Origin of the sequence: Domibacillus antri, from assembly GCF_001936625.1 — a bacterium.
GTDB classification, from domain to species: Bacteria; Bacillota; Bacilli; order Bacillales; family Domibacillaceae; genus Domibacillus; species Domibacillus antri.
In genome coordinates, this window is sequence record NZ_MSDU01000004.1 from 86,780 (window position 1) to 107,815 (window position 21,036).

General features: G+C 44.9%; 29 protein-coding genes. 21 read left to right on the forward strand and 8 right to left on the reverse strand.

The features are described 5' to 3' along the window. Positions 1 to 72 precede the first annotated feature (72 nt). Together BTO30_RS02515 and BTO30_RS02520 are read left to right on the forward strand one after the other, a co-directional pair. The gene (locus BTO30_RS02515; RefSeq protein WP_075397147.1) at positions 73 to 261 is read left to right on the forward strand and encodes a YuzI family membrane protein; all 189 of its coding nucleotides are present in this window, start codon (positions 73 to 75) and stop codon (positions 259 to 261) included. 56 nt (positions 262 to 317) lie between these two features. Next, entirely contained in the window at positions 318 to 1,058 is a 741-nt protein-coding gene (locus BTO30_RS02520; protein ID WP_075397148.1) for a DUF3603 family protein, read from the forward strand. 48 nt (positions 1,059 to 1,106) lie between these two features. Here BTO30_RS02520 and trpS read toward each other — a convergent pair whose 3' ends face one another. Further along, positions 1,107 to 2,099 (reverse strand): tryptophan--tRNA ligase, encoded by a 993-nt coding sequence (gene trpS, locus BTO30_RS02525; protein WP_211272812.1) that lies wholly within the window; start codon positions 2,097 to 2,099, stop codon positions 1,107 to 1,109. A 151-nt stretch (positions 2,100 to 2,250) separates the two neighbouring features. On the opposite strand from trpS, the gene BTO30_RS02530 reads away from it, so the two are divergent. The 6 genes from BTO30_RS02530 to BTO30_RS02555 all read left to right on the forward strand — a co-directional run bounded on the left by BTO30_RS02530 (position 2,251) and on the right by BTO30_RS02555 (position 8,049). After that, positions 2,251 to 2,832: a GNAT family N-acetyltransferase gene (locus BTO30_RS02530; RefSeq protein ID WP_075397200.1), complete on the forward strand. Its 582-nt coding sequence runs from the start codon at positions 2,251 to 2,253 to the stop codon at positions 2,830 to 2,832. A 236-nt stretch (positions 2,833 to 3,068) separates the two neighbouring features. Further along, positions 3,069 to 3,464: a transcriptional regulator SpxA gene (gene spxA, locus BTO30_RS02535; protein ID WP_045850634.1), complete on the forward strand. Its 396-nt coding sequence runs from the start codon at positions 3,069 to 3,071 to the stop codon at positions 3,462 to 3,464. Between the two features lie 214 nt (positions 3,465 to 3,678). Continuing rightward, a complete protein-coding gene (gene mecA, locus BTO30_RS02540) occupies positions 3,679 to 4,320 on the forward strand; it encodes an adaptor protein MecA (protein ID WP_075397150.1) in 642 nt (213 codons plus the stop codon). A 155-nt stretch (positions 4,321 to 4,475) separates the two neighbouring features. Next, the gene (locus BTO30_RS02545) at positions 4,476 to 5,603 is read left to right on the forward strand and encodes a competence protein CoiA (RefSeq protein WP_075397151.1); all 1,128 of its coding nucleotides are present in this window, start codon (positions 4,476 to 4,478) and stop codon (positions 5,601 to 5,603) included. 66 nt (positions 5,604 to 5,669) lie between these two features. After that, positions 5,670 to 7,484 (forward strand): oligoendopeptidase F, encoded by a 1,815-nt coding sequence (pepF, locus tag BTO30_RS02550; protein WP_075397152.1) that lies wholly within the window; start codon positions 5,670 to 5,672, stop codon positions 7,482 to 7,484. 304 nt (positions 7,485 to 7,788) lie between these two features. Next, positions 7,789 to 8,049 carry a hypothetical protein gene (locus tag BTO30_RS02555; protein WP_075397153.1) on the forward strand — a complete coding sequence of 87 codons (261 nt, stop codon included), beginning with the start codon at positions 7,789 to 7,791 and terminating at the stop codon, positions 8,047 to 8,049. Between the two features lie 95 nt (positions 8,050 to 8,144). On the opposite strand, the gene BTO30_RS02560 is transcribed toward BTO30_RS02555, so the two are convergent. From BTO30_RS02560 to BTO30_RS02575, 4 genes are all read right to left on the reverse strand, one after another. Further along, the gene (locus BTO30_RS02560) at positions 8,145 to 8,963 is read right to left on the reverse strand and encodes a ClpXP adapter SpxH family protein (RefSeq protein WP_075397201.1); all 819 of its coding nucleotides are present in this window, start codon (positions 8,961 to 8,963) and stop codon (positions 8,145 to 8,147) included. A 5-nt stretch (positions 8,964 to 8,968) separates the two neighbouring features. Beyond that, positions 8,969 to 9,367 (reverse strand): globin domain-containing protein, encoded by a 399-nt coding sequence (locus BTO30_RS02565; protein WP_075397154.1) that lies wholly within the window; start codon positions 9,365 to 9,367, stop codon positions 8,969 to 8,971. Between the two features lie 156 nt (positions 9,368 to 9,523). Next, positions 9,524 to 10,129 (reverse strand): lytic transglycosylase domain-containing protein, encoded by a 606-nt coding sequence (locus BTO30_RS02570; RefSeq protein WP_083632259.1) that lies wholly within the window; start codon positions 10,127 to 10,129, stop codon positions 9,524 to 9,526. A 1-nt stretch (position 10,130) separates the two neighbouring features. After that, positions 10,131 to 10,703 (reverse strand): CYTH domain-containing protein, encoded by a 573-nt coding sequence (locus BTO30_RS02575; RefSeq protein WP_075397155.1) that lies wholly within the window; start codon positions 10,701 to 10,703, stop codon positions 10,131 to 10,133. Positions 10,704 to 10,833: 130 nt separating this feature from the next. Here BTO30_RS02575 and BTO30_RS02580 point away from each other — a divergent pair, with 130 nt between their 5' ends. Genes BTO30_RS02580 through BTO30_RS02595 form a run of 4 tightly spaced genes read left to right on the forward strand, consistent with a single transcriptional unit; the run spans position 10,834 to position 13,546 of the window. Next, entirely contained in the window at positions 10,834 to 11,214 is a 381-nt protein-coding gene (locus tag BTO30_RS02580; protein WP_075397156.1) for a UPF0738 family protein, read from the forward strand. A gap of 11 nt (positions 11,215 to 11,225) precedes the next feature. After that, positions 11,226 to 11,843 (forward strand): GTP diphosphokinase, encoded by a 618-nt coding sequence (gene yjbM, locus BTO30_RS02585; protein WP_075397157.1) that lies wholly within the window; start codon positions 11,226 to 11,228, stop codon positions 11,841 to 11,843. A 25-nt stretch (positions 11,844 to 11,868) separates the two neighbouring features. Beyond that, positions 11,869 to 12,663: an NAD kinase gene (locus BTO30_RS02590; RefSeq protein WP_075397158.1), complete on the forward strand. Its 795-nt coding sequence runs from the start codon at positions 11,869 to 11,871 to the stop codon at positions 12,661 to 12,663. Further along, a complete protein-coding gene (locus tag BTO30_RS02595; RefSeq protein WP_083632260.1) occupies positions 12,641 to 13,546 on the forward strand; it encodes an RluA family pseudouridine synthase in 906 nt (301 codons plus the stop codon). The genes BTO30_RS02590 and BTO30_RS02595 overlap by 23 nt, the downstream gene beginning before the upstream one ends. Before the next feature lie 190 nt (positions 13,547 to 13,736). Here the strand turns inward: BTO30_RS02595 and prpE are convergent, their stop codons facing one another. Then, positions 13,737 to 14,474 carry a bis(5'-nucleosyl)-tetraphosphatase PrpE gene (gene prpE / locus BTO30_RS02600; protein ID WP_075397159.1) on the reverse strand — a complete coding sequence of 246 codons (738 nt, stop codon included), beginning with the start codon at positions 14,472 to 14,474 and terminating at the stop codon, positions 13,737 to 13,739. A gap of 105 nt (positions 14,475 to 14,579) precedes the next feature. Here prpE and BTO30_RS02605 point away from each other — a divergent pair, with 105 nt between their 5' ends. The 3 genes from BTO30_RS02605 (at position 14,580) to BTO30_RS02615 (ending at position 17,717) form a co-directional block, all read left to right on the forward strand. Beyond that, positions 14,580 to 16,421 (forward strand): monovalent cation:proton antiporter family protein, encoded by a 1,842-nt coding sequence (locus BTO30_RS02605; protein ID WP_075397160.1) that lies wholly within the window; start codon positions 14,580 to 14,582, stop codon positions 16,419 to 16,421. Between the two features lie 69 nt (positions 16,422 to 16,490). Then, positions 16,491 to 17,270 (forward strand): enoyl-ACP reductase FabI, encoded by a 780-nt coding sequence (gene fabI / locus BTO30_RS02610; RefSeq protein ID WP_075397161.1) that lies wholly within the window; start codon positions 16,491 to 16,493, stop codon positions 17,268 to 17,270. A gap of 69 nt (positions 17,271 to 17,339) precedes the next feature. Next, complete coding sequence (locus BTO30_RS02615; protein WP_075397162.1) at positions 17,340 to 17,717, forward strand: CotO family spore coat protein; 378 nt, start codon at positions 17,340 to 17,342, stop codon at positions 17,715 to 17,717. Between the two features lie 31 nt (positions 17,718 to 17,748). Here the strand turns inward: BTO30_RS02615 and BTO30_RS02620 are convergent, their stop codons facing one another. Beyond that, a complete protein-coding gene (locus BTO30_RS02620) occupies positions 17,749 to 18,282 on the reverse strand; it encodes a CotY/CotZ family spore coat protein (RefSeq protein ID WP_075397163.1) in 534 nt (177 codons plus the stop codon). A gap of 135 nt (positions 18,283 to 18,417) precedes the next feature. Between BTO30_RS02620 and BTO30_RS02625 the strand changes: the two genes are divergently transcribed. The 6 genes from BTO30_RS02625 to BTO30_RS02650 all read left to right on the forward strand — a co-directional run bounded on the left by BTO30_RS02625 (position 18,418) and on the right by BTO30_RS02650 (position 20,531). Next, positions 18,418 to 18,858 carry a YhcN/YlaJ family sporulation lipoprotein gene (locus BTO30_RS02625; protein ID WP_075397164.1) on the forward strand — a complete coding sequence of 147 codons (441 nt, stop codon included), beginning with the start codon at positions 18,418 to 18,420 and terminating at the stop codon, positions 18,856 to 18,858. 1 nt (position 18,859) lies between these two features. Then, the gene (gene spoVAC / locus BTO30_RS02630; protein WP_075397165.1) at positions 18,860 to 19,291 is read left to right on the forward strand and encodes a stage V sporulation protein AC; all 432 of its coding nucleotides are present in this window, start codon (positions 18,860 to 18,862) and stop codon (positions 19,289 to 19,291) included. 18 nt (positions 19,292 to 19,309) lie between these two features. Continuing rightward, positions 19,310 to 19,666 carry a stage V sporulation protein AE gene (gene spoVAE / locus BTO30_RS02635; protein WP_075397166.1) on the forward strand — a complete coding sequence of 119 codons (357 nt, stop codon included), beginning with the start codon at positions 19,310 to 19,312 and terminating at the stop codon, positions 19,664 to 19,666. A 68-nt stretch (positions 19,667 to 19,734) separates the two neighbouring features. Continuing rightward, the gene (locus tag BTO30_RS02640; protein WP_169829343.1) at positions 19,735 to 19,860 is read left to right on the forward strand and encodes a YjcZ family sporulation protein; all 126 of its coding nucleotides are present in this window, start codon (positions 19,735 to 19,737) and stop codon (positions 19,858 to 19,860) included. Between the two features lie 25 nt (positions 19,861 to 19,885). Continuing rightward, positions 19,886 to 20,134, forward strand: a complete 249-nt coding sequence (locus BTO30_RS02645) for a stage VI sporulation protein F (protein ID WP_075397168.1) — start codon at positions 19,886 to 19,888, stop codon at positions 20,132 to 20,134. A gap of 142 nt (positions 20,135 to 20,276) precedes the next feature. After that, positions 20,277 to 20,531, forward strand: coding sequence for a hypothetical protein (locus BTO30_RS02650; RefSeq protein WP_075397169.1), 255 nt, complete (start codon positions 20,277 to 20,279; stop codon positions 20,529 to 20,531). 76 nt (positions 20,532 to 20,607) lie between these two features. On the opposite strand, the gene BTO30_RS02655 is transcribed toward BTO30_RS02650, so the two are convergent. Beyond that, positions 20,608 to 21,036, reverse strand: a complete 429-nt coding sequence (locus BTO30_RS02655) for a GNAT family N-acetyltransferase (RefSeq protein ID WP_075397170.1) — start codon at positions 21,034 to 21,036, stop codon at positions 20,608 to 20,610.

A 21,036-nucleotide genomic window follows, 5' to 3' on the forward strand; every position in this document is an offset into this window, starting at 1 on the left:
CAGGCCTCGGCCTGTTTTTTTTGTCCTCTTATCGCATATACATACAGGACAAGCAGGCAGGGGCGTGATTGGATGCGATTTTTCATCTTTTTAACAGGATTTGGTTTTGCTGTTACCGGCGGTGTCAGTTTTATCATGTATTTTAATTTGCTGGCCGCAGGCATGACATGGCCGGATTATGCTTCATTTACCTTAAGGCGCCCGGAATGTAATTTATTTTTCGTTGGCTGGATACTCATTTTTTTCGGATTAAAAGAATAAATTAACGAAAACGTGACGATAATGTGCCCATAAAAAGGAAATCAAGGAGGAATTTGATGCTGTACCTTCATGATGTGTGGGTAAACTGGTTTGAGGGAGAAGAAAACGGCTGCAACGTGTGCCCGTTCCATGAGTGGCGAAAAGATGATGGAATGATGCTGCTCGATCAGGTCCCGGTTGTGATTGTAAGAAAACAGGCAATGGATTATATTGAAAATACCCTCGGAGAGCTGCCGGAGGATTTATTGAAAAAAGTCGAAAGCAAAGCGTTTATCCGTAAAGGAAGCAAGAGAGAGATGATGGAATACTGCTTTATTGCTTCGGACGGAGACCGTACGATGGCCATTGAGACGATGGGATATCGTGTAGCGGTGAAGAAAAGCCGGATCATGCCGCAGCATGAATTGATTGTCCGTGAAATGGCGGACTGCCATGCAGCAGAACCGTTTTATTTTCCGGAAATAACGGATAAAACATACAGCCTGACCGAACCGGCTCCGGAATGGATGACTGGACTTACAAGAAAAGAACGACAATTGAAGCAGCTGCTGTTAATGGCAGTCGATCAACTGATTTCATCAGGAAATGAATCGGAATTGAAGTATTGGTTTACAGAATGGGCGCCGGACCGTTATGAATCCATCCGGAAAATGGAGTTGGGAGAAGTGGCTGAGCAATTTAGTAAAGCGGTAACATTGGGCTGGAGTGCGAGACACGAGCTGTTATGCAGTCAAATTATTAAAGGAAGACCGTTTTTTGAAAAAATGTATGCACATGAAATGAGCTTTGCCTCGTAAAAAAACAGCATTAAAAAAGCACCTCAGCCGGCTGGGCTGGGTGTTTTTTTATTTGCGTTTACGGCCGAGGCCCATCGCGTTTTCCATTTTCTTGAGCATTTTGCCGGCCGTGCGGCGTGCTTTTTCCGCGCCTTCATCCAGGATGCGGTCCAGTTCATCTGAGTTGATTAACTCATTGTAACGGGCTTGAACAGGCGCCAGATTTCGGATAATGACCTCCGCCACTTCCTGTTTGAAATCGCCGTATCCTTTCCCTTCAAACCGTTTTTCAATATCGGCAACAGGAACGCCTTCAAGGGCGGAATAAATGGACAGGAGGTTAGACACGCCCGGCTTGTTTTCTTTATCGTATTTCACAATGCCGTCTGAATCGGTAACGGCGCTTTTTACTTTTTTCTCAATTTGTTTCGGATCATCAAGCAGGGTAATAAACGATTTTTGATTCGGATCGGACTTGCTCATTTTTCTGGTCGGCTCCTGCAATGACATGACACGAGCGCCTTCTTTTGGAATACGGACTTCCGGAATGGTGAAAATATCATTGTATTTTCTGTTAAAGCGTTCAGCGAGGTCACGCGTTAATTCAAGATGCTGCTTTTGGTCTTCACCAACTGGAACAAGATCCGTACCATACAGTAAAATATCGGCAGCCATAAGCGGCGGGTATGTAAGCAGACCGGCCGACACCGCTTCTTTTCCGGCTGATTTATCTTTAAACTGTGTCATGCGCTCCAACTCACCGATGTAGGCCACGCATTGCAGCATCCAGCCTGCCTGCGCATGGGCGGGCACCTCTGACTGGATAAATAATGTCGCTTTAGACGGATCAAGTCCAACCGCTACGTAAAGCGCTGCCAGACTGCGAATGTTTTTTCGCAGTTCAAGACGATCCTGCTGTACCGTAATCGCGTGCTCATCGACGATACAGAAATAACAGTTGTAGTCATCCTGAAGCTCAACAAACTGTTTTAACGCACCAATATAATTTCCCAGTGTGATCGTTCCGCTCGGCTGAATGCCGGAAAAAATCGTTTTCATCAGTCAAATTCACTTCGCTTCATCTTATTATGAGTTTGATTATAAACAAATCAGACTGAATATTCAAGAAGCGCCCGGCTGTTATCAAGAAGGGAATATGGGTATACTAAAAGAGGAACTGTTCCAAAAATATCGTTTCATAAAGGAGAAATGCATGAATTGGTATGAAAAATTGAATCAATATTTTCCGATCGAAGAAATGAAATCGAAAGAACAGATGAATTTGCTGTTGAAAGAACGCGGTGATGTGTACCGCAAAGATGAAGGGCCGAATCACGTTCTTATTTACGTGGAGTTTAACGGGTTTGTTTTTGTCGACTATTTGTTCGTGTCATCCAAGGCACGCGGACAGGGACTGGGGAAAAAGCTGATCAATAAACTGAAGTCGAAAAACAAACCGGTCATTCTCGAGGTTGAACCTGTACAGTACGAAGATACCGATACAGGGAAACGACTCCGTTTTTATGCGCGGGAAGGATTCCGCCATGCATCGAAAATCGGCTATCGCCGCCGTTCACTGGCAACAGGAGAAGAAACGGTTCTTGAAATTTTATATTGGAGCCCGGATGAAGCGGATGAGGAAGCAATTTATGAAGCGATGGTGAAAACATACCGTGACATTCACAAATACAAAGATGAGCAAATATACGGCGCTCCCTTCGCCCCTGTTGATCGGACGCTTTCATTTGAAGAAGAGCGAAACGAAGACATCTTAAAGCCATTCAGCCCTGTTTAAATTTTTTTGATTTTGACGTTTAGCTGACACATTCCTCGGGTACAATGTAATTGTGAAGAATAAACAAAGAATTTTTACGATATAATGAAAATGGTATTCATTGATTGACAAGACATGGTATAATACATATGTAGCCGGTTGTTGAGGAGTTTCACTACTATTTGAAATCTCCATGAACGTTCAATTCCTCAAAATGACAGGTATTATACATTTTAATTAAGGAGTGTGAATGAGGAATGGTTACACTATACACATCACCTAGCTGCACATCTTGCCGTAAAGCAAAAGCGTGGCTGGAAGAGCATGAAATTCCTTACGTGGAACGCAATATTTTCTCTGAACCGTTAAGTATTGACGAGATTAAAGAGATATTGCGTATGACGGAGGACGGAACGGATGAAATCATTTCAACACGTTCAAAAATTTTCCAAAAATTGAATGTTGATCTTGAAACGCTCCCTCTTCAAGATTTGTTTGAATTGATTCGTCAAAACCCGGGATTGCTGCGCCGTCCAATTATCATGGATGAAAAGCGTTTGCAAGTCGGTTACAACGAAGATGAGATTCGCCGCTTCTTACCGCGGAAAGTCCGCACGTTCCAGCTGCTTGAAGCACAGCGTATGGTTAACTGACAAAGAAAAAATTCCTGCCATGCATGCAGGAATTTTTTTTGTCCAATTCACTTGAATAAATCAAAAAATTCAGATAGAATGTGCAGACAGCCCACCGTTTTGGAGTCTTTCTATTTTCCTTTATGACGTGTTTATCATACAATAGAACAAAGGGATAAGGATTTTGATTCCGCATACCCGACAACCCTCTAAATGGAAGGGAGAGACCGCAATTATGGAAATCGAACGCATTAACGAGAATACGGTGAAGTTTTTCATATCGTATGTTGATATAGAAGAACGGGGCTTTGACCGCGAAGAAATCTGGTACAACCGGGAACGCAGCGAAGAACTGTTCTGGGATATGATGGAGGAAGTCCACGATGAAGAAGATTTCACGGTGGACGGACCACTCTGGATTCAAGTGCATGCACTTGATAAAGGGCTGGAGATTTTAGTGACACAGGCAAATTTGACGAAGGACGGCCAGCGGCTTGAATTGCCGTTTACGAGTGACAAGCTTGATGTGGAAGGACAGATTGAAGACTTGCTTGAAGAACATTTTAACCGTGCAGAAGAAGACGATGCACCGCTCGATTTCGTTCTTTCATTCCAGGACTTTGAAGATGTCATTGCGCTAAGCAGTCGCGGCGGTCTCGATCATTTGACGACATCGCTGTATGCGCATGAAAACCGCTACTATTTATTTGTTGAATTTGATGAAGAGCGGTTTGAGGAAGAAGACATTGATGATGCGCTCAGCATTTTGCTTGAATATACGCATGAATCCCGAATGACCATCCATACACTTCAGGAGTACGGAAAATGTGTCATGACGGAAAACGTCTTTGAAACCGTACGCCAATATTTTTCATAATGAACATCCTCTTGATCGCTCAAGAGGATGTTTTTTTGTAGAGCGGGCCGGATTACCTGTAAGGACCGGGAAGCATTTTCAAGGTTATAAATTATGTTTTAAAGGATTTTTAAGGTTCTTGTCGAATAGTGTATTGGTGAAAGGAGATGGTTTTTATGCTGGCGGCAGTTGATGCAAACGGTATTCCTGTTTTGCTTGCCGGACCTGACGCGAAGAACACAGCGCTTCGTTTGAAACAAACCCCTCATTTTTGCCCGCAGTGCGGCCGCTTGGTCGTAGTCAGGGCGGGAGATGTCAATATTCCACACTTTGCCCACGAATCGTACGCTTTCTGTCATTCCTTTTCAGAACATGAATCACCACGTCATCTCAGTGGTAAACTGGATTTATTTAAATGGATCACACGTACACATGAAGCACAAATGGAGGCACGTCTGCCGGATGGCTCGCAGCGTCCTGACATTTTATCGGGAACCATTGCGGTTGAATATCAGTGCTCGACTATTTCAGCCTCGCTTTTTCGTTCACGGACGGAAAAATACTGCGCGCGTGGTTTGAATCCTTTCTGGCTTTACGGTGGTCCGGCCATTGAACGAAAAGGGAGGTTTATTAAATTAATCCCTTTTCAGCGTCTTTTTTTGCGGTACCATGCAAAGATTGGTTTTTATATCATGGCGTATTGTCCGGACACAAAACTCTTTTCCATATATGGACAGATCACCCCTGTCACACCATCACTTTGTCTGGCGGACCGGCTTGATGTGAATATTACCGAGATGACATTTCCACCGTCGTCTGTTTTTTCCAAAGACCGTCATTTCTCCCTTTCCGCGTTTTTTGATGAAAAACGGAAATGGATCGACCGTTCACTTTATTACAGCAATGCGCGTACTCATCCGTTTTTTCGCGCAGTTTATGAATCAGGGCGCAATCCGTATTTACTGTCAGAAGAAATTGGCCTGCCTGTCCGGAGCGGTATGGCGATTCGCAATCATCCGGTGGAGTGGCAATTTTATATTGCGAATGAACGAAAATCGGGATCGATCGATGAAGCGGCCGCGATTGTCCGGAGCCGGATTGAAACGGGACATTTAAAAGAAGCGATCATGCCGCTTGCTCCATCGATGACTCCGGAACAGGCAGCGGCAGACTATGTCATGCTGCTGAATGATCTCAAAATGGAAATTCGCACGGACAGCAAATCGATGGGCGGAAAGGTTCAGAGGGAAGAACAATTTTGTCTTGCATATGAAAAGCAGATTATAGACAGGCTGATTTTTTGAGGAAAGAGAGAAAGGAATATACAATAAAGAAGGAGAATGGTTAAAGATAAAGGGAGGTTTTTTTGAATGGCAGAAAATCAAGTGAAGCAGCTGCCCGCGCGCAGTGAGATTGCAGAGGAACTGAAATGGCGTCTGGAAGATATTTTTGAAACAGATGCAGCGTGGGAAGAAGAGTTTAAAGCAATTCAAACGCTCGCGCAAGAAGCGGCATCTTACAATGGAACACTCGGTGACAGCGCGGAACAGCTGTATTCGTTTTTTGATTGGCAGGACACGTTACTTCAGCGGATGGGCAAGCTGTATACGTATGCCCATATGCGTTACGATGAAGACACACAAAACGCGTTTTATCAAGGAATGAATGATCGCGCAAAGACGCTTTACACACAAATTGCGGGTGCGCTATCCTTTTCAGATCCGGAAATTTTATCGATTGATGAAGAGAAGATCAACGGCTTTGTCGCGTCCTATGAGCCGCTGTCTCTTTATAAAAAAGTGCTTGAAGATTTGAACAAACAGCGACCGCACGTGCTGTCAGCTGTGGAAGAGAATTTGCTGGCACAGGCGTCCGATGTGCTCGGATCATCCAGTGCGACATTCGGGATGCTGAACAATGCCGATCTTGAATTTCCGGTTATCCAGGATGAAAACGGGGAAAGTGTGCAAATTACGCATGGGAATTACGTCCGTTTTTTAGAATCACCGGACCGCCGCGTGCGTGAGGAAGCATTCAAAGCGGTGTACGCCACATATGGAAACTTTAAAAATACATTTGCTTCAACCTTGTCGGGACAAATTAAAAAAGATAATTTTGCCGCACGTGTCCGGCATTACAGCAGTGCACGGGAAGCAGCGCTGTCACGCAATCACATTCCGGAAGATGTGTATGATAATTTAGTCAGCACGATCAATCAAAACCTGCCGCTTTTGCATCGGTATGTAGCGCTGCGCAAAAAAGTGCTCGGTCTGGATGAACTCCATATGTATGATTTGTACACGCCGCTTGTAGCGGAAGGCAAATTTGATGTAACGTATGATGAAGCGAAAGAGCTCCTTTTAAAAGGATTACAGCCGCTTGGTGAAGAATATAACAACATTCTGGCGGAAGGTTTAAACGGCCGCTGGGTGGATGTTGTCGAGAATAAAGGGAAACGGAGCGGAGCGTATTCATCCGGCGCATACGGCACGAATCCATATATTTTAATGAACTGGCAGGATAATGTGAATAACTTGTTTACGCTGGCTCACGAATTCGGCCATAGCATTCACAGCTATTACACACGCCAAAATCAGCCTTATGTGTACGGAGATTATTCGATCTTTGTGGCCGAAGTCGCTTCCACATGCAATGAGTCTATTTTAAATGATTATTTGCTGAAAACAACTGAAGATGAGAAAAAACGTATTTATTTACTTAACCATTTTTTAGAAACCTTCCGCGGGACTGTTTTCCGACAAACGATGTTTGCGGAATTTGAACATCTTATTCATGAAAAAGCGCAAAATGGAGAAGCATTGACAGCGGATGGACTGAGTGAGGCGTATTATGAACTGAATAAAAAATATTTTGGCGATGGTATGGTGATTGATGAAGAGATTGCGCTAGAATGGGCACGTATTCCGCATTTTTACTACAATTACTACGTTTATCAATATGCCACTGGTTTAAGTGCGGCGATTGCGTTATCTTCACAAATTTTAGAAGAGGGCAAGCCGGCTGCAGAACGGTACACTAATGAATTTTTGAAAGCGGGCAGTTCCGCTGATCCAATTGATGTATTGAAGCGTGCCGGTGTGGATATGACCGCCGCTGATGCGATTGAATCTGCATGCAAAGTATTTGAGCAGTCACTTGAAGAAATGGAAAGGCTTTTGTCTTAATCTGGTAGTTAACGCTGTCAAACCCATTATTTTGACAATCGTGTGAACGAAAGGGGCTTTTCTTGCAACAGATGGGCCATACATGATAACATTAGGTCGTGAAGTTGATCACAAACAAACATATACCCCTTTGTTTGACCGTGAAAAATTTCTCCCATCCCCTTTGTTCGTAAGAAAAAGCTCCGCTTTGGCGGAGCTTTTTCTATTGTAGCAGGTCTTACTTAAAATTATTTCTTTTGTTAATTCAATCGTCCAGACATATTCCTCCCGTTTTCATAATGTAATAAAGAAAGGAGGGATTAAGATGCCAGGACACAATAACAACAAAGGGAATCAAATGGGGAATGACCAAAAAGGGCATGATCAGAAAGGGCACGGACATGAGAATGTCCAAGAGCAATTAAACGAGTTAAAGGAAAAAGTAGAAAAGCAGCAAATGCAAATTGATCGTTTGAAAAAGAAAGTAAAACGTCTTGCTAAAAAAGTGGATCGTCTTGAAGACAAAGTAGAACATCTTAAGGAAAAAAAGGATAAAGATAAGCGTGAAAAAAAACATGATTGCTAATGATTAGCGGTATAATCAAAAAAACAGCCATGCTTCGTTATGATGGAGCATGGCTGTCTTTATATGATAAGACGCCCTCTTTATCGGCGTCTTTTTTAATGGATATATTCCCAGAAGGTTCCGTGCTTTGTATCGATTTTGCGTACTTTTCGCTGCAGCTGCAATTTTTTCATTTCATGCTCGGCACAACCATCGGACCAGTCATATACTTCGCTGATTTCGCTTGTCGCTGCGATGCGGAAATATTGCATGAATTCCTCAAGCGGCGGCGGTTCCAGCGGTTCAGGTATTTCCTCTAACATTTCCTGCAAAATCTGCACGTAAATATCATATGAATATAAACCGGTAATTTTAATGCCTTCATCTTCAATCCGCTCGTTGAAAAAGACAATGGTCGGAGCTTCATCGACATCCATTTCACACGTAATCGTTAAATCGCATTGAAAGGCTTTTGTCGCACCGGCGGAATGAATATCATTTAAAAATTCCCCTTTATCAAGACCGGATTCTTCGGCGCATCGGCTTAATACAGCCAAGTCGGATACATTTTCTCTATCTAAGAAAAGCTGTTCCTGCAATTTGCGTAAAAATTTGCTGCCGGCCCGCTTCCCTTGCAATTCAGCTGCTTTTATCGCAATGGATGCCAGAAAAGGAGAAGAAACAGCATCTTCCACCCAGACAGACTCATCGCATGCAAGACCGCTGCGTTCTACAGCAAGAGGCCGTCTCGGTACGTTTAATGCGGTCAGTTTTCCGGTCAAGACTTGCTTCAGCTTAAAATAATGTCCATATTCGATTTGCAGCTTCCGGATCATGGGGTCAAGTGCCCAGCATTCGGGACAAAGCGGATCGACGAATACATATAGTTCCAGCGGTTTTTGCCGGGCGGAGCAAATCCGTTCAGGTAATTGCATTGAATTCACATTACATCACCCTCATCATCCGGCCGGTTCACCATATGGTGGGCCGTTTGTGTAAGTCGTTCAAAAAAGAAAGCCCGTAGCTCTCCATTAAGCTGCACATCGTCCATTGCGGCATCCATACATGAGAGCCAGGCTTCAGCCCGAATCGGTGTAATGGCAAATGGCAAATGGCGTGCACGGAGCATAGGGTGCCCATGTTCATCTGTATATAGTGGCGGTCCGCCCAAAAACTGTGTTAAAAACTGTTTCTGCTTTCGGGCAGTTTCCGTTAAGTCATCGGGAAAAATCGGCGCAAGATCCGGATGCTGTGAAACGCGGCTGTAAAACACGTCAACCAGCTTTGATAGCTGTTCTTCACCAATGATGTCGTATGGAACACTGGATTGCTCGGCCATAAAAGTGACTCCTTTTTCCTCGTAGTGTAAGTACATTTTAACAAGGCTTCGTGTATAAAACAAATGAAGTGTCTTATAAAGTTTCAAATGCTGGGAATGCGGCACTTTGCGGCAGCGCAGCCGGGACTCCTATTCTATGAGCTGAAAAAAACGGCTCTACGCATGGTAGTAGCCGGTTACTTTTTTTACATAATTTTGCGTTTCGTTAAATGGTGGAATGCCGCCGTATTTTTTTACGTTGCCGGGCCCGGCATTGTAGGCAGCGAGTGCAAGGGATGTATTGCCGTCAAACATATCAAGCATTTGCCGCAAATATTTTGTGCCGCCAAACACATTCTGCTCGGGATCAAAGGAATTTTGTACACCAAGATAGCGTGCCGTGGCAGGCATCAGCTGCATAAGACCGGATGCTCCGGCATGACTGACCGCACTCGGATTAAAATTGGATTCCTGTCTGATAACAGATTGTATGAGCTTTTTCGGCACATTATACTTCTCCGCCGCGCGTGTAATGATATCATCATAGTTTGTTTTTGGTACGGATAAAAGGTCAGCGCCGGCTTTTGTATAAAGCGCCGGCTTAGCTGCAGCGCCCGCTTCGCCCGCATTTACAATTTCAAGCCCCTGCAGGAGCGCCTGCTGTAAGATGGAGCCAAAGACCATGGAGCTGTTTGCTGACGCAGTAAATGGTGAAGTGTTTGGCGTCCCAGTGGCTTTCATCATCGTCGAATGAATCATTGTATTGAAAAAATTCGTATCCACGTCATTTGCCTCCGTTTTGAATGTTTGTGTTGTAAAAACGGCGAATTTTATTTTCAGCCGGTTTGTAGTCGATATCAAATTCCTTTAAGAGAGCGTAAAAAATCTCTTCCCCCTTAAGACCGGCAGCTTCATATTCAATTTCGTAATCCTCTTGATTCACGTATGTGCTATGGTCAAAAACGAGTAATCCGCCTTCGTATGCCATTTCGGCACGCGCTGTTGACAATGTACCAAAATGAACGAATGAGTCTGTGCCTGCAAGGCTGCGGGCAGCAGCGGCTACTTCGTTTTCAGGAATGTGACCGGACAATGCGGACGCCGCGTCTTCAGCGGAAAGCGAAACGGTGGATTCAAGCAGGCCTGTCTCAGCCGGTTCTTTCAATGTCATTTCGAAGTGTCCGTTTTTTTCACGAATACGCAGGGCGGCACCCGCTTCTTTCAGCGAAAAATGATCCGTATCGAAATAATGGTTATGCTGTGTGATAAAAGGGCCGGGTTTAAAAGCTTTTACAAGCTGTTCAAATTGAGTTTTTGTCAGTAAGCATTTAAATTCGATCTCTATTTCCTGCTTCATGTATCTGCCTCTTTTTCCAAATAAGTATCTTCTTTTATTGTAGCTTGTTCAGATTGTGTTTGAAAGAACAAATTGTGGTAAAATGATTAAGATGTTTTAAATGAACGGATTGTTTAAAGGAGAGGTCAACATGAGAACGAAATGGCATTTTACACAAACGGAGTGGGTGGATGGTACGCTTCGTCTATTATCGGAAGAGGATGTTGAAGTCATGCATCTTCAGGCGGCGAATCAAGTCATAACCGATTCAGATGCATTTGCTTTCGTCTATTTGGCTGAAGCAGAACCGGGATATGTGTATTTATACTTGCACGAAAGCACGTGGCCGGATGTCAAAAAAGCGGTCGAAGGGAAAAATTCAGTCGAAGCGGCCGGTACAGACGGAACATTTACACTTGTTTCTTTTCACGAAGAAATGGAAGAGCTTTTGGCAAATATTGAAGGAAACAGCAATTACGGTGAGGAAATGGTGGAGAAAGTGGAACGTGTTTTTTTCGCCGGCCAGCGCTGATGGAGGCAGTTATGGACAATTGGGATGAGTTTTTAGCACCTTATAAGCAGGCGGTAGAAGAATTGAAGGTAAAGCTGCGGGGGATACGAAAGCAGTTTGCAATTGAAGATGACCGCTCACCGATCGAGTTTGTGACGGGCCGTGTGAAGCCGGTTCCGAGCATTCTCGATAAAATGAATGCAAAAAAAATTCCGATGGAGCGAATTCACTGCGATATGCAGGATATTGCGGGGCTGCGCATGATGTGCCAGTTCGTCGATGACATTAAAAATGTCGTTGAAATTCTCCGGAAACGAAATGATTTTAAGATTATAGAAGAAAAAGATTATATTTCACATAAAAAACCGAGCGGCTACCGGTCGTATCATATGGTTGTAGAGTATCCGGTGCAGACGATTCACGGAGAAAAGAAACTGTTAGCGGAAATTCAAATTCGGACGCTCGCGATGAACTTTTGGGCAACGATTGAGCATTCGCTGAATTATAAATATAACGGTGATTTTCCGGAAGAGATTCAAACGAGACTTCAAAGAGCGGCGGAAGCGGCTTTTCGTCTCGACGAAGAAATGTCGCTGATCCGCGAAGAAATTCAGGAAGCGCAGCTGTTTTTTACAAAGAAAAAGGAATGAACAATAATCGGCAGGGGGAAGCAGAATGAAGTTTGCGATTACGTCAAAAGGGGATGCGAAATCCAATGCACTGATGCATAAAATTCGTAATTATTTAACGGATTTTAAGCTGACATATGATGAGAGCGAGCCCGATATTGTCATTTCCGTCGGCGGTGACGGGACACTGCTTTATGCGTTTCACCGGTACAGCGGGCGGCTTGATAAAACAGCCTTCGTCGGTGTCCATACCGGGCATCTCGGCTTTTATGCGGACTGGACGCCGGATGAAATTGAGAAGCTGGTGATCGCCATTGCACGGACGCCTTATCAAATTATTGAATATCCGCTTCTTGAAGCGATTATCCGCTATCAGCACGGGGGAAAAGAAACGCGTTATTTAGCGTTAAATGAATCGACAGTCAAAAGTGTCGATGGAACACTTGTCATGGACGTGGAAATTCGCGGCGAACATTTTGAGCGCTTTCGCGGCGACGGATTATGTGTGTCCACGCCGTCAGGAAGTACCGCGTATAATAAAGCGCTTGGCGGCGCGATCTTACATCCGTCAATCCGTGCGCTGCAGCTTGCCGAAATGGCGTCCATTAACAACCGTGTGTTCCGGACGGTCGGCTCACCGCTTATTTTGCCCGCTCATCACACGTGTATGCTGAAACCGGTTAACCGCCCTGACTTTTTAGTGACGATTGATCATTTGACGATTTTACATAAAGATGTGAAATCGATTCAATACCGTGTCGCCAGCGAAAAAATCCGCTTTGCCCGTTTCCGTCCATTCCCGTTCTGGAAGCGGGTGCATGACTCGTTTGTCAGCAGCTAACATGAAACCATTTGAATTAAACTGGATAAACCGTGAAGATGGCGTTTTTCTGAGAACATTTTTACAGGAAAAATCCATTTCAAAGCGGGCGCTGACAGATATTAAATTTTCAGGCGGTTTTATTTCAGTAAACGGGAAAGAAGTGAATGTCCGCCACGTATTAAGGGCAGGGGATGCGGTACGAGTTATTTTCCCGCCGGAAGTGCCATCAGACGGCATTCGGGCTGAACGGATTAAATTGAATGTCTTGTATGAAGATGATGTGCTGATCGCCATTGGAAAGCCGGCCGGGATGAGCACCATTCCATCTCGTGAGCATCCGGACGGCTCCCTCGCCGCCGGATTGCTTGGCTTATATGAAGAACGGGAAATTGCCGCAACGGCTCATATCGTGACAAGGCTCGACCGCGATACGTCAGGAATTGTTCTGGCGGCGAAAAATCGCCACGTTCATCATTTGCTTTCGGATATGCAGAAAAAGAAGCTCGTTTATCGGCGTTATGAAGCGTTCGCAGAAGGAATGTTTTCGGATGAATCAGGCGTCGTGGATGCGCCGATTGGCCGCCGGGATGACAGCATTATTGAACGGATGGTGCGCCCGGATGGACAATTTGCGCGCACCAGCTATCGCGTTTTGACCCAGTATGATGATTTTGCCCATGTGGAAGTAAAACCGGAAACAGGGCGCACACACCAGATTCGCGTTCACATGGCGCACATCGGTCATCCGCTTGCCGGAGATGACCTGTATGGCGGCAGTTTGCGATGGATTAAACGCCAGGCGCTTCACTGCGGGTATTTATCGTTTCCGCATCCGCTAACGGGAAAAAATTTGCATATCGCCATGTCCATGCCGGAAGATATGAAAAAAATGATCCATTAAAAGAAGCCGGGCTCTAAATTTCGGAGCACGGCTTGTTGTGTTGGTCACGCAAACCTGGAAATAGTCACGTTCAAAGTGAGTTAGTCACGCAAACCTGGAAATAGTCACGTTCAAAGTGAGTTAGTCATGCAAACCCGGAAATGGACACGTTCAAAGTAAATTGGTCACGCAGCCCTGGATTTCGTCACGATCAGTCAAATTCCCGGAATTTTTCTGAAACAAGCCTTTGTTTGGATGGAACGGATACGGTTTCGCGTTCAGGCCATCGGAAGGCGGTTAGCTTGCCGCCAAAAACGCAGCCTGTGTCAATATTGATCGTCCCGTTTATTTCGCGCGGTTCCTTAACCGGTGTATGGCCGTAAACGATAAACGGCTCTCCATTATATTTTTTTGCCCAGTCCCGCCTTACCGGTGAACCGTCTGCGTGCTTTTCACCGGTAATATCGCCGTATAGGACGAATGTTTTCACTTTTGAATCATGCCGTCCGATATAGTCGGCGCGGATGCCTGCATGGGCGATCACGAGCTTGCGGCCGTCTGCTATTTGATAAAGAGGGGACTGCTCATACATGGATAAAAAGCGGCCGCGGATTGACTGGTATTGCTCTTTTGGCAAAGACTCCAGCTCCGCGGCGGTTGTTTCCAGCCCGTGTGTTTTTTGGATATTGTTGCCGAGAAAATAGCGGTACAATTTATTACAATGATTCCCCGGTACATATAACGCAGACTGTTCTTCAAATAACCGGCATACAACATTGAGAACAGCCACGGATTCTGTTCCGCGGTCTGTTAAATCACCGACAAATGCCAGTGTACGGCCTGCGGGATGAATGGGAATACCGGATTCCCATTGATAGCCGAGCGCGAGCGTTAATTCGCGAAATTCTTCTAAGCAGCCGTGAATGTCTCCGATAATATCCAGTTTCATGAATACCACTCCTAAAAAGATTTACATTATTTTAAAGATTCAAATAAGACAACAGGCAAAAAATTTGCTACGATTATGTGCATATAAAGGAAAAGAGGTACAAAAATGGAACATGCGTCTCTTTCATCGCTTGTCATCGTGGTCATTGCCGCTTTTTTAACGCCTATTTTGCTTCATCGGCTGAAGCTTTCCTTTATTCCGGTTGTCGTCGCGGAAATTTTGGTCGGCCTCATTCTTGGGCAAAGCGGCTTTAATCTTGTATATGATGATGTATGGCTTGGTACGCTGTCAACACTCGGTTTTTTATTTCTTATGTTTTTGAGCGGGCTTGAAATTGACTTTACAATGTTTTCGAGCCAGAAAAAACCGAAAGTACGGCATAAAAAAGTGAAACACGCGCCGAATCCTTTTTCAGCCGCAGCCATCGTATTCACAGGTATTTTTATTGTATCATACGGCCTGGCATTCGGATTTGAAGCGGCTGGTCTTGTCGAGGACGCTTTTTTAATGACGCTTATCATTTCGACGATTTCACTTGGTGTGGTCGTACCGACATTGAAAGAAGCGGGATTGATGAAAACGGTCATCGGCCAGATCATCTTGCTTGTGGCTGTCATTGCGGATCTAGTGACAATGATTTTGCTGGCGGTCTATGTATCCATCAACAGCGAATCAGGCGGCAACATGTGGCTGCTGCTCGTGCTGTTTGCAGCCGGGCTCATTCTCTATGCACTCGCGAAACGGTTTAAAAATAAGCCGCTTTTTACCGTTTTATCAACAGGAACCGTTCAAATCGGCACGCGCGCAGTGTTCACCCTTATGATTGTCCTTGTTGCACTGTCTGAATACGTCGGAGCGGAAAATATTTTGGGCGCGTTTCTAGCCGGGGTTCTTGTGTCGTTATTGGCACTCAATCATGAGCTTGTCCGTCAGCTCGATTCATTCGGGTACGGTTTTCTCATCCCGATTTTCTTTGTGATGGTCGGAGTGGATTTGAATTTATGGGCGCTTCTCGGTGATCCGCAGCTGCTGATGCTTATTCCGCTGCTGCTTTTGGCTTTATTTCTTTCAAAAGTGGTGCCAATGCTTTACTTGCGGCGGTTTTATGATATGAAAACCGTGATTGCATCCTCGTTTTTATTAACTTCGACATTATCGCTTGTTATTGCTGCCGCTAAAATAGCGGAAGAACTTGGAGTCATTACCGCTGAGCTGAGCGGAACATTTATCGTGGTGGCCGTCATTGCGTGTATCCTCACACCGGTTATTTTCAAAAAAATGTTTCCGTTTGAATTCATGATGGAAGAGAAAAAAGTAAACGTCGCGTTTATTGGAGCCAATCAGTATTCCCTCCCCATTTCGCGGGAACTGCCGCCGGAGCAATTTAATGTCTCCATATTTCAGCAAAAAACGAACAGTGAACCGGCTTCGCAGTCATTGTTTCATATTGTATACGTTGATGATTTAACGGTAGAGGCTTTGGAACCGCACGCTTTGTTTGAAAAAGATGTCCTTCTTTTTATGACAGGAAATGAAGAATTAAATGTGCAGTTCGCAATCGAAGCGAAGCGGGCAGGTGTCGAACGGGTGATCGCCCATGCGGAGCGGGAAGCGTCAGCACGCCAGCTTGAGGAAGAGGAAATAGAAGTGTTTTCATCGATATTATCGGCGAAATCACTCCTGCGGGCGATGATTGAGTCACCGTCTATACCGGATTTTGTCACAGATTCTGATGTGGCCCTTCATGAAATAAAAATCGGCAATCAGTCCTTCGCCGGGATGAAACTGCGTGATTTTCCATTTACGGGAGATGTCATTTTTGTCCGGATTGTCCGTGGTCATGATTACATTGTACCGCACGGGGATACAGAGCTGAAAATCGGAGACCGGCTCATTGTGACCGGGTCAAAAGAATATGTAGAAGAATTGAAACAGGATTTACGTTGATTTTTTCCCTTTTCATGTTAATATTAACACTAGGTACTAATAACTTGTGTTAACAGGAGGAACGGATACATGTCATTTTCACTTGAAGGAAAAACGTTTGTGGTGATGGGTGTTGCAAATAAGCGCAGCATCGCCTGGGGAATTGCCCGTTCACTTGACGCGGCAGGTGCGCGTCTTGTGTTTACGTATGCGGGAGAGCGTCTGGAGAAAAATGTACGCGATCTTGCAGCAACGCTTGAAAATCAAAACGATCCGTTCATTTTGTCATGCGATGTAACGGATGATGCGGCGATTGAAAAATGCTTTGCGGAAATTAAAGAAAAAGCGGGTGTGATTCACGGTCTGGCGCATTGTATCGCATTCGCAAACAAAGAAGACCTGGACGGTGATTTCGTCGATACATCACGCGAAGGTTTCATGCTTGCGCACAATATCAGCGCTTATTCATTAACAGCAGTCGCCAAATACGCGAAGCCGTTAATGACAGAAGGCGGAAGCATCGTCACATTGACATACCTTGGCGGAGAGCGCGTTATTACGAACTATAATGTTATGGGTGTGGCAAAAGCGTCCCTTGATGCAAGCGTCCGCTACTTAGCTGCTGACCTTGGCAAAGATGGTATTCGCGTCAACTCGATTTCAGCAGGGCCGATTCGTACACTCGCGGCAAAAGGCATCAGCGACTTTAACGATATGCTGACTAAAATTGAAGAACGGGCACCGCTTCGCCGCACAACAACGCAGGAAGAAGTGGGCGATACAGCCGTCTTCTTATTCAGTGACATGTCACGCGGTATTACCGGTGAAAACATTCATGTTGATTCGGGGTACCATATTACAGGAAATTAAAGTTTAAAAAAACCGTCCATATCGGACGGTTTTTTGCATATACTTGACAAAAAGCGGAGGTGCTGAAGAATGAAAAAAGAACAGGGGCCGCTCATGTATATCGGACAGCCAGCGCTTAAGCCTTTGCATCCCATCATGCAGCACGTTGTAAAAGCGGATGAAGAAGTGTCAATAAATGAAATACCGCTGGAAGAGGGGGAACAAAAACAGTCCGCAGAATCAGGCAGATTGAAACCGTTTCGGGAAATGAATGTAGAGGAAAAAGTCATTTATTTAGCAGAGCGCCGCATACCAGTACCGTGTCAGTTTGAATGGAAAAACGGGTCTGTACGCGGCATTATTGAGCGATTCGATCAAGGAAGCGTGTGGGTGCTCGATGAGACAGGGGAAAAGACCGTTCGTGTCCCGATTGAGGAAATTGTCTATATCCGTATTGCCGGTACATGAATGAAAAAACCCGCCTGCGCGGCGGGTTAGATTAACGGCATACATTTAAGTCAACATCTCTAATACATTGAACGGCAATGAAATCCTCTAAATCAACCGTCACACAGCTGCGTGTTTTTTTGAAATTTTTTACTTTGCATACTTTATTAAGGCTGATGCCCCCGTCATTTGCAAGATTGACTGGGTCACGGTCATCGTCCAGCGGCTTTAATACGCGCAGACGGGCACAGCAGCTGTCAAATACATCTTCAACTCGGAAAAAAATGGATACGCACCCTTTTTCACAATGGTCATCGTCGTCATGTTCCTCTGGATCAAAAAAAGCGAAAAACGGTTTGCCTTCTTTCGTTGTCAGTGTAAATACGCGTGTGTCTGCATTGCGGCGGCGCGGGCCGTCCAAGTCACCAAGCGGCTCTGCAAAGCAGTCTTTGCAGTCTTTGCACTCATCGTCCTCTTTCGCATCTTGAATGTCACGAATGGCGCGCACAACCTCGCAAACGCAGCTTTCGGAAAATCGACGCCGGTCATCGCTGTCAAAATCGTCGTGATGTTTTTTGCATCCCATTATGCTCTCCTCCTTTAAATATCGGTACAATATTAATGTATGAATTCTGTTTACTATGGGCATGGACAATTGCCGCAGTGGACAGAATTTTTTTTCTGTTTCAGGACATACTGATCAAAAACGGAGGTGCGAATAATGAAAAAAATGGCGCTTGCGATCTTGCTGCTGGCAGGCTGTGCCCCGGAACATGACGGTACAGCACTGATCGAAACGGCCAACCCGGATGCTGTTCAGCTTGATGGACACCAAGATGGACTTGCGGAAAAAATAAAAAAAGAAGCGGACTCTACTGAATCTATTTACGATACAGCTGTTGTAAAAGGAAAAAAAGAACTGTTGGTTGCCTATAAAGTGCGCCATCTCGACCGATTCAAAATGAAAGATATTGAAAAAGATCTTACGAAACGAATAGAAAAAATAACAGGCAAAGATGTAGATGTCGTTGTGTCAAGTGATTACAAAATTTTCCTTGAAGCGGTTCGGTTAAAAGAAGATATGGAAGCGGATTTGATGTCGGAAAAGGAAGCGGATAAACGTCTGTCTGAAATCATTAAATTGAAAAAGGAGATGACCTAAAGTGGATCCGGATCGGTATAAAAAGCTCGCCTCCAAATATGAGGCGAAAAGACCGGTGCTGCAAAACTGCATACGTGCTTTCTGGACAGGCGGACTCATTTGTGTGATCGGTCAGGCGGTCTCCTATTTTTTTATCTTCTTTTTTGATTTTACCGAGCAGACGGTCGGCAATCCAACGGTCGCTTTTATGGTCTTTCTGTCTATGCTGTTAACCGGATTCGGCATATATGACAGACTTGGACAGTTTGCGGGCGCGGGCAGTGCGGTCCCGGTAACCGGGTTCGGGAACGCCGTTATTTCAGCGGCGATCGAACACCGGACAGAAGGATTTGTACTCGGAGTCGGAGGCAATATGTTTAAACTGGCCGGATCGGTTATATTATTCGGTGTTTTTTCCGCGTTTATTGTGGCGCTCATTAAATCACTTTTTTAAAAAGAAAGGAAGAGACGGATGATCGCAATGTTTTTCTGGGCATTTTTGATTGGCGGTCTTATTTGTGTAATTGGACAGCTCATGATGGATGTCGGCAAATTAACACCGGGCCATACATTATCAGCGCTTGTGACAGCAGGTGCTGTATTGGCAGGATTTGATTTATATGAACCATTGATTGATTTTGCCGGAGCGGGGGCGACGATTCCGATTACAAGCTTTGGGAACTCACTTGTTGCCGGTGCCATGCAGGAAGCTGAAAAGCACGGTATTGTCGGTGTTTTAACCGGCATGTTTGAAGTAACAAGCTCTGGTATATCCGCTGCCATCGTTTTTGGCTTTATCGGCGCATTACTTTTTAAGCCAAAAGGGTGAGCGGGCCCATCCCTTTTTTCTGTTTCTCCATATGATACTAAAGAGAATCCAGAAAGGGGGAAATGAGAATGGGCTATTACGGCGGATATGGCGGATATGGCGGATATGGCGGATATGGCGGTTCAAGCACATTTGTCCTGATCGTTGTTCTATTTATTTTGCTCATCATCGTTGGCGCAAGCTTTTATTATTGATTGATCAGCATAAGGAGGAGCAGCGATGGACAACAAATTTTTCGGGAAAATTGAGAAAAAAACAGGCGTGCGCATGAGCGACGTGTTTGCGCTTGTCGATTCCCTTCAATACGCAGATTTTCGCGATGAGCGGACGGTCCGTTCTGTCATCGCGCAGACGGCAGCACTTGCAGGAAAAAAAGTACCGAAGCAGGTGGAAGATGAACTCGTTAACACCATCTTAAAAGATGGCCGTAAGCTGGATATCGATGCCATTACAAAGATGCTCAAATAATCCTAAGGCAAGAGTGGCTGAAAAGCCGCTCTTTTTTTAAATAGAACAGGCATAATGTCTTGAATTACGTATATTGCGTTTGGGATAAGCATAGAATGGATAAAGAAATAATAAGAGAATGAGTGCGGAAGGAGGAATTGAATTGGGCTACGTGCTGCCGATCCCGCAATATCAATATATGGACTACAGAGAGCGGGTATTCAATGAAATGAGCAGTGGCTATTCATACATCGATCCCGCTGCGAAAGTCACTTTTGATAAAATTTTACAGAATCGCTCCGAGCCGGAAATGAGTCTGGAGGAACGGCGGAAAAAACGGGAAAATGAACATGAAGCTTTTCGTGTACATCTTGCTCAAATTAGCGGAAAAGGTATTGAAATAGATAAACTGGCTTAATGCAAGAAGTCCTAAGATGGACGAACATATGAAAAAAGCTTATTCACCTATAAGCGGGAATAAGCTTTTTTGGTTTTCATAACGGTTTCGTCATCGTTTTATGGACGATGCCGGCATCTAAAAATTCCCCGGAAATGACTTGATAACCGCGTTTTTCATAAAAAGGGATGGCGTGCACCTGCGCGTCCAGCTTTAAAGCGGTCAGCCCGGAAATGGTAGCCGCGTGCTGTTCAATCGCATCCATAATCAAATTTCCGGCCCCATTGCCGCGCGCTTCTTTTAACACGCAAATGCGCTCTACTTTCCCATATTCGCCGACCGTACGAAAACGGCCGGCCCCGCATGGATCCATGTTGTCATCGTACAATACGAAATGCACGGCTTCCTCTTCTAATTCATCAATTTCAAGCGCGGGAGGGACATTCTGTTCATCGACAAAAACCGTTGTCCGAACGGAAAACGCGTCCTCCCGCTGTTTTACATCTGTTATCATTACTGCTTTCAA

Coding starts and splice junctions, on each gene's coding strand:
- BTO30_RS02580 (WP_075397156.1), top strand. CDS start 10,834: ATGAGAACGAAATGGCATTTTACACAAACGGAGTGGGTGGATGGTACG.
- BTO30_RS02560 (WP_075397201.1), bottom strand. CDS start 8,963: ATGCAATTACCTGAACGGATTTGCTCCGCCCGGCAAAAACCGCTGGAA.
- BTO30_RS02545 (WP_075397151.1), top strand. CDS start 4,476: ATGCTGGCGGCAGTTGATGCAAACGGTATTCCTGTTTTGCTTGCCGGA.
- BTO30_RS02590 (WP_075397158.1), top strand. CDS start 11,869: ATGAAGTTTGCGATTACGTCAAAAGGGGATGCGAAATCCAATGCACTG.
- mecA (WP_075397150.1), top strand. CDS start 3,679: ATGGAAATCGAACGCATTAACGAGAATACGGTGAAGTTTTTCATATCG.
- spoVAE (WP_075397166.1), top strand. CDS start 19,310: ATGATCGCAATGTTTTTCTGGGCATTTTTGATTGGCGGTCTTATTTGT.
- pepF (WP_075397152.1), top strand. CDS start 5,670: ATGGCAGAAAATCAAGTGAAGCAGCTGCCCGCGCGCAGTGAGATTGCA.
- BTO30_RS02575 (WP_075397155.1), bottom strand. CDS start 10,703: ATGAAGCAGGAAATAGAGATCGAATTTAAATGCTTACTGACAAAAACT.
- BTO30_RS02530 (WP_075397200.1), top strand. CDS start 2,251: ATGAATTGGTATGAAAAATTGAATCAATATTTTCCGATCGAAGAAATG.
- BTO30_RS02565 (WP_075397154.1), bottom strand. CDS start 9,367: ATGGCCGAGCAATCCAGTGTTCCATACGACATCATTGGTGAAGAACAG.
- BTO30_RS02520 (WP_075397148.1), top strand. CDS start 318: ATGCTGTACCTTCATGATGTGTGGGTAAACTGGTTTGAGGGAGAAGAA.
- BTO30_RS02605 (WP_075397160.1), top strand. CDS start 14,580: ATGGAACATGCGTCTCTTTCATCGCTTGTCATCGTGGTCATTGCCGCT.
- BTO30_RS02515 (WP_075397147.1), top strand. CDS start 73: ATGCGATTTTTCATCTTTTTAACAGGATTTGGTTTTGCTGTTACCGGC.
- BTO30_RS02620 (WP_075397163.1), bottom strand. CDS start 18,282: ATGGGATGCAAAAAACATCACGACGATTTTGACAGCGATGACCGGCGT.
- prpE (WP_075397159.1), bottom strand. CDS start 14,474: ATGAAACTGGATATTATCGGAGACATTCACGGCTGCTTAGAAGAATTT.
- BTO30_RS02615 (WP_075397162.1), top strand. CDS start 17,340: ATGAAAAAAGAACAGGGGCCGCTCATGTATATCGGACAGCCAGCGCTT.
- BTO30_RS02640 (WP_169829343.1), top strand. CDS start 19,735: ATGGGCTATTACGGCGGATATGGCGGATATGGCGGATATGGCGGATAT.
- BTO30_RS02595 (WP_083632260.1), top strand. CDS start 12,641: ATGACTCGTTTGTCAGCAGCTAACATGAAACCATTTGAATTAAACTGG.
- BTO30_RS02645 (WP_075397168.1), top strand. CDS start 19,886: ATGGACAACAAATTTTTCGGGAAAATTGAGAAAAAAACAGGCGTGCGC.
- yjbM (WP_075397157.1), top strand. CDS start 11,226: ATGGACAATTGGGATGAGTTTTTAGCACCTTATAAGCAGGCGGTAGAA.
- fabI (WP_075397161.1), top strand. CDS start 16,491: ATGTCATTTTCACTTGAAGGAAAAACGTTTGTGGTGATGGGTGTTGCA.
- BTO30_RS02625 (WP_075397164.1), top strand. CDS start 18,418: ATGAAAAAAATGGCGCTTGCGATCTTGCTGCTGGCAGGCTGTGCCCCG.
- BTO30_RS02555 (WP_075397153.1), top strand. CDS start 7,789: ATGCCAGGACACAATAACAACAAAGGGAATCAAATGGGGAATGACCAA.
- spxA (WP_045850634.1), top strand. CDS start 3,069: ATGGTTACACTATACACATCACCTAGCTGCACATCTTGCCGTAAAGCA.